Raw genomic sequence first — 4,795 nt, forward strand, 5'->3', positions numbered from 1 at the left:
AAGAGCCTACCTGTTTTACGACAGAACCGGGAGATAAAAAGATTCCGGTTCCGATAATGGAATTAATCGTTAATAATACGATAGACCAAAAGCCCAACTTTTGCGATTTACTCATTGAAACTCCTTTAATTTTCCAGAGAACCCGAAACGATCCGGGTCGACTTTTCCTATGATTTGACAGATAAAGACTAAGCTTTTCCATTCAAATTGTGATATTCCTTACCGGCTTCCACAAGGGCCAGGAAAATTTTTTGAATATCTTTGTACTTTGCCTGTAACATTTCCGGATGGAACTGGACTCCGATGCCGAAGGGGTAGTCCTTTAATTCAATGGCTTCAATTACATCATCCAAGGCTTTACCGGAAACTTTTAGACTTTCAGGAACATCCTTAATAGCTTGATGGTGAAAGCTGTTTACTCGAAGCTCTTCTTTTCCTAAGATTTCAGCCAGTCTGCTGCCTGCTTCTATTTTCATACTGTGTGTCGGAATAGAAGGGCCATGTCCCTGAGAATGCTTAAAGCTTTCCGTAGTCTTTAGGGAAAGATCTTGATACAAATTTCCTCCCTCTGCCACATTCATTAACTGATATCCGCGACAGATTCCCAAAATGGGAAGCTTTTTCTCTTTCGCCAGACGATAGAGTAAAAAGTCAAATTCATCTCTTTCCGGACAGATTTCCTGAAGCTTTACGTGGGGCTCTTCTCCGTAACGGTAAGGAGCAATATCCTGACCTCCTGAGAAGATAATACCGTCTACAAGCTCTAAGCTTTCCCGTAAATTCTCCTCGGAATCCTCCATGGGGATCATAAGAGGCACTGCTCCCGCAGCGATAACGGCAGAAACATAGTCCTTATTCACATAAATTCTTTCATAGCCGGGGAATCCGCCCCCCTGATCCACAAGCACACTGGTGGAAATACCGATTACTGTTTTTTTCATAATGCATCCTTTCATACTATTTTATCGCTATGCTATTATGCCATAAATGTATTTTATGGGAAATTGGATTTTTGGAAAAGATAAGATAATTTCACAGAAAAATGCAGAAAAAAGACATAAAAAAGACAATTTAAGGAAGCGCTTTTCTTTTTTCTTATCAGAAAATAGTGTATGATGAAGCTGTTTGGAAAAGGAGTAGAGAATGAAGATTATCGGAATAGTTCCCCCCTCTCGACTTCGGGAGACGGAAAACCCCTATGAAGACAATGCTATTTTTCATGAGCTTTATACCAAAAGAGTGGAAGAAGCAGGAGGTATTCCTATCGGAATTATCGGTGTGGACGGTACAGTAAAGGAAGAGGCTTTAGCTCTTTGCGATGCTTTTTTACTTTGTGGAGGAAAACGGATTTTTCCCTATCATTTTCAAGTTATTGCTCATGCCTTGAAAACCGGAAAAAAGCTCTTGGGCGTTTGTCTTGGCATGCAGGCTATACACAGTTATTTTATTGCCAAGGAAGAGCAGAGGAATCGTCCCGGTAAGAGTATTTTGGAAGTCTATGAGGAAATGAAGAAGGAACGGTATTTCTTTGTGGAACCGGTGGAGGGGCATTGGAAATGCAATCCCAACCGGGGAGAAGAGCATTTGGTGAAGCAGGAGATTCGGATTATAGAGGATTCCGCTCTAAGAAAGCATTTTCCCGGGGATAGAATTCAAGGGGCCAGTATGCACCGTTATCGGATTACTAAGCCGGCAGAGGATATTCGAGCTGTGGCTTTTGCGGAGGATGGCGGAATTGAGGGCATTGAATACGGAGAGAAAATGCTGGGGATTCAGTTCCATCCGGAGATAGACCAAAGCTTTCCGGGGATTTTCCGATTTTTAACAAACTAAAGATGAGGTACAGGAGATGAAAAGCAAATCTATTGCAGGAAACTATCGTTTTTTATTGATTTTGATTGCGGCCATGGTATTGGGCTCTATAACAGGCTATGCGGCACCGGATTTTGCCCACGGCATTAAATTTTTGGGAGACCTGTTTATCCGCATGATGTTCTGCGTGGTGGTGCCTATGGTATTTGCCTCTATTGCAGGGGCGGTTGCCAATATGAAGAGCCGGAAGAGAGCCGGAAAAATTATGGGGGTTACGGTGCTCAGCTTTGTGATTACCGGAGCCTTTGCCGCCATTGTATTTTTCTTGCTTTGCCAGATTTTTCCGCCGGTTTTACAGCCTTGGAAGACTCTTAGTGCAGAGGAGGTGGGAGAGCACGCCAGCCTTACGGAAATGGTGCTGAACTTCTTTACCGTGGAGGATTTTGTGGGACTTCTCTCCAGAAGAGCCATGCTTCCTTTAATCGTTTTTTCCGTACTTTTTGGTTTTTCCGTGAATTTAGCAGGAGAGTCCGGTAAGAAGGTAGCGGAGTTTTTGGATAGCCTGACAGCGGTCATGATGAAGTTTGTGCAAATCGTAACCTATTATGCGCCCATTGCCTTCTTTGCGATATTTGCAGATTTGGTTGCAAGCTATGGCCCTCAGATTACGGAGAGCTATGCAAGAGCATTGGTTTTATATTATCCGGTTTGCTTTATTTATATTTTCACGGCATTCCCTTTGATGGCTTATATCGGCGCAGGAATGGATGGAGTGAAAATGATGATGTCCCATATTTTAAAGCCGGCGATTGTGGCTTTGGGAACCTGTTCTTCAGTGGCTACCATTCCTACCAATATGGAGGTGGCGGAGGAAAGCGGAATTTCCAAGGATGTGTCCGATATTGTGCTTCCGTTGGGAGCGACCATGCACATGGATGGTTCCTGCTTCTCCTGTGTACTAAAGATTTGCTTTGTAATGGGAGCTTTGGGAACTCCTGTGAGCTTTGCCCAGCTTCCGGTGATTGTACTGGTTGCGGTATTTTCTTCTGTGGGAATGAGCGGTGTGCCCGGAGGCGGATATATCGGAGAGTATATTATTGCCAGCATTTTCTTCCCTAATCAAATGGAGGTGGCCTTCCCTATTCTGGTAGCTATCGGCAATCTGGTGGATCCACCGGCAACCATGATTAACTCTGCTGGAGACTATGTGGTTTCCTTTATCGTTTCCCGTTTTGTGGACGGAAAGGATTGGATGAAGAACGCTTTAGAAAAGAAAGCTAAGGCATAGAGAAAAACGCTTTAGCAAAGAAAGCTAAGGCATAGAGAAAAACGCTTTAGCAAAGAAAGTTAAGAAATAGAGAAAAATGGTATTCGGTCTTTATAAAGGGAAGATCGAAAATGGAACGGAAGAATTCTTTGAACAATAAGAGAAGGTAAGGAATAAGAAATGGACTGTGCTTTTGGAAACGAAATTGGCTTAGAGGAAGAAGCGCTTTGCCTCCGAAAGGCGGAGCCTTCGGATTTGGATGCGGTAGCCGGGCTGGAAGCGGAATGTTTTCCCCGGGCGGAGGCGGCTACGAAGGAGCAATTTCAAGAACGCCTGAAAGCCTACGGCAGTCATTTTCTTCTTCTTTTTTATCAGGGAGAACTGATTTCCTTTATCAATGGCTTTGTCAGTAATCAAAAAGATTTGTTCGATGAAATGTATGAAAATGTAAGTCTCCATGATGAAGACGGAGACTGGCAGATGATTTTTGGGGTCAATACCCACCCTGAGTTTCAAAAAAGAGGCATCGCCACCAGGATGATGCAGGCCTTTTTGGAAGAGGCTAAGAAAGAGGGAAGAAAAGGGGCAGTGCTTACCTGTAAAAAAGAAAAAATACCCTTCTACAGTCGCTGTGGCTTTGACTTAGAAGGAAAGTCTGCTTCCGTCCATGGTGATGCGGAATGGTATCAGATGCGGCGGCGCTTTTAGATCCATGCCCCGTCAAAGGGTATCACTTGGGCTGTAAGGTAGAGGGGGGCTTGGGAGAGAAGGTAGAGAAAGTCTGCGGCTTCTTCTACGGTAGCCATTCTGCCGTAGGGAATTTCCTCTTCTAAGCTTTGCTTTTCTTCAGCGCTAAGCCAGGAATTCATATCCGTGTCAACAGCGCCGAAAGCTACGGCATTAACGGAGATGTGAGAAGGGGCGAGCTCTTTTCCCAGAGCTTTCGCAAAGGTGGAGATACCGCCCTTGGTGAGGGAATAAAGACTTTCCATGGACGCTCCTACGTTTCCCCAAACGGAAGAACTGAAAAGAATTCTTCCTTCCTTCGCTTTTAAAAGATAGGGCAGGAGGTTTTGGCAAAGGGTGAAGGGGTGTAGGAGATTTGTTTCCAAAAGAGCCTTTGTTTCTTCCTCACTGTAGTCTTGCAATAATTTGATAGCGTCTTTACCGCTGTTGGCGATAAGAATCAGCTTAGATAGGCTTTTTCCTTCAAGAATACGGGAAAGGCCTTCTTTTGTGCCCAAATCTTTACAAAGAAAAATTTCCGGACAGTTTTCCGGCAAGTCTGACTGAATTTCCTTTTTCAATTCTTCCAAAAGCGTCCAGTTTTTTTCGCAATTTAATAAGAGGCTGTAACCTTCTCTTGCAAAACGCTTGGCTGCGGCTTTACCGATTCCTCGGGATGCACCGGTAATAATAGCAATGTTCATAGCATCTTTCTCCATTAAAACAAACTGCTTGTAGAAAAACGAGATGCCATAGGGGACATCTCGTTTAATAAAATCTATTTCCTAATGGCAGTTCAGTGCTTTCCTGATAAAAGGTAAAGCTCTTCAGCGCACAAATACATTATTAGTTAAAGCCGTAGAACTTCTGTGTCAGCTTATACGCCAAAATAGTGAGTTTATTTCCAATTTTTCCGGGAAGGTTTACCCCCTGCCCAAGGAAGCCGGAACGCATTCTCCACCATAGGGGAAAATGTTTCTCCCGAAGCTC

Annotated in this window: 5 protein-coding genes and 1 pseudogene; 3 read left to right on the top strand and 3 right to left on the bottom strand. The window is 43.9% G+C overall.

The genetic code is table 11. The features are described 5' to 3' along the window. Positions 1 to 188: 188 nt before the first annotated feature. Positions 189 to 941 (bottom strand): gamma-glutamyl-gamma-aminobutyrate hydrolase family protein, encoded by a 753-nt coding sequence (locus tag ACO4PX_RS08670; protein WP_485572299.1) that lies wholly within the window; start codon positions 939 to 941, stop codon positions 189 to 191. Between the two features lie 202 nt (positions 942 to 1,143). Here ACO4PX_RS08670 and ACO4PX_RS08675 point away from each other — a divergent pair, with 202 nt between their 5' ends. The 3 genes from ACO4PX_RS08675 to ACO4PX_RS08685 all read left to right on the top strand — a co-directional run bounded on the left by ACO4PX_RS08675 (position 1,144) and on the right by ACO4PX_RS08685 (position 3,787). Continuing rightward, a complete protein-coding gene (locus ACO4PX_RS08675; RefSeq protein ID WP_183681687.1) occupies positions 1,144 to 1,833 on the top strand; it encodes a gamma-glutamyl-gamma-aminobutyrate hydrolase family protein in 690 nt (229 codons plus the stop codon). A 16-nt stretch (positions 1,834 to 1,849) separates the two neighbouring features. Beyond that, the gene (locus ACO4PX_RS08680) at positions 1,850 to 3,100 is read left to right on the top strand and encodes a dicarboxylate/amino acid:cation symporter (protein WP_485572300.1); all 1,251 of its coding nucleotides are present in this window, start codon (positions 1,850 to 1,852) and stop codon (positions 3,098 to 3,100) included. A gap of 159 nt (positions 3,101 to 3,259) precedes the next feature. After that, entirely contained in the window at positions 3,260 to 3,787 is a 528-nt protein-coding gene (locus ACO4PX_RS08685) for a GNAT family N-acetyltransferase (protein WP_485572301.1), read from the top strand. Here the strand turns inward: ACO4PX_RS08685 and ACO4PX_RS08690 are convergent. Together ACO4PX_RS08690 and ACO4PX_RS08695 are read right to left on the bottom strand one after the other, a co-directional pair. Then, positions 3,784 to 4,509: an SDR family NAD(P)-dependent oxidoreductase gene (locus tag ACO4PX_RS08690; RefSeq protein ID WP_314636123.1), complete on the bottom strand. Its 726-nt coding sequence runs from the start codon at positions 4,507 to 4,509 to the stop codon at positions 3,784 to 3,786. The two genes, ACO4PX_RS08685 and ACO4PX_RS08690, sit on opposite strands and share 4 nt — an antisense overlap. A 142-nt stretch (positions 4,510 to 4,651) precedes the next feature. Then, a pseudogene (locus ACO4PX_RS08695) lies at positions 4,652 to 4,795 on the bottom strand (glycosyl transferase); the annotation flags it as partial.

It is taken from the genome of Oribacterium sp. (assembly GCF_057249185.1).